Below are 1,167 nucleotides of genomic sequence, written 5' to 3' on the forward strand. Positions count from 1 at the left end.
GCCCAGCTGGGGCGCTCGTCGATGCGTACGACGGCGCAGGTGATGGACACCCCGCCGCCGTGCGCGACGATCAGGACGTGGTCACCGGGACCGACCTGCCCGGTCTCCACCAGGTGCGTCAGGCCCACGATCTGGTCGTTGACCGTCATGTGGCCCAGGTTGCGGCCGAAGTCGAGCAGGCCCTGCTCGGGGAAGAGGCCCATCGGGTCGAGGATGACCTTGAGGTAGCTCTCCTGGCCGGTGAAGACGTGACAGACGCGAGTGACGTCGCCCGGCTCCAGGCCGGCTTCCGCCAGGGTGCGCAGCGCTATCTCAGTGCGCAGCTCTCCCTGACGGCGTACGACCTCGGCGACGGTCTCCTCCAGTCCGCCGGCGGCGGCCAGACGTTCCTTGAAGTCCATGCTGCGGCCGACTGTCAGCGACGGCGGGAAGAGGGGCTCGGTACCGCGGTACTGCTCCTCCACCTCGGCGGTGGATCCGGTGTTGATGGACAGGAGACTCGCGAAGCCCTCGGACTTCGACAGCAGGACCGCACTGCCCCCGTCACCGAGGACACCGTTCTGGATGCCGAAGGCCCACCGGTTGAAGTTGGGGGTACCGACGTTGTCGGCACCGGTGATCAGGGCGGCGCCGCGCTCGGGTACCGCCTGGAGGTAGCAGGCGGCCAGCTCCAGCGAACCGATCAGGCCGCTGCAGGCCTGCCAGACGCGGAAGGAGGGCACGTCACGGTCGGTCAGGTGCCGCAGGATGTAATGCTGAGGCGACCAGCCCTCCGGCCCCTGCTCGTGACCGCAGGCGTGGATGTGCATGTCGATGTCGTGCGGGTGCAGCTCGGAGCGCTCCATCGCCTGCCGGGCAGCGGAGATCGCCATGTCCGGAGCGGGCATGTCGCCGGCGACCGCGGCGCCGGTCCAGCCGTAGAACTCGTACTCGTCGGCGTCGTACAGACCCAGAGCGACGGCCTTGCGGGCGTCGACGATCTCCGGGATGTACATGCCCAGCCCGGCGATCCGAATGTCGGTGGTTTTCATGCAGTCGGTCCTCGTCCTTTGCTCGGTCAGGCCGAGGCGTCGGTGGAGTTGAGTTCGGTGGCCAGGGCTTGGGCGACGGTGGTGACGGTGCCGTCCTTGAGGAGCTGGACCATGGGGAGTTTGATCTGGTAGCGGC

General features: G+C 68.2%; 1 protein-coding gene. It reads right to left on the reverse strand.

The window, feature by feature from the left end:
- A partial coding sequence (locus ACFWGJ_RS43780; protein WP_387334561.1) for a ketoacyl-ACP synthase III family protein occupies positions 1 to 1,031 on the reverse strand: 1,031 nt, incomplete at its 3' end.
- Between the last annotated feature and the right edge of the window lie 136 nt (positions 1,032 to 1,167).

Origin of the sequence: Streptomyces sp. NPDC060205, from assembly GCF_042728395.1 — a bacterium.
Taxonomy (GTDB): Bacteria; Actinomycetota; Actinomycetes; order Streptomycetales; family Streptomycetaceae; genus Streptomyces.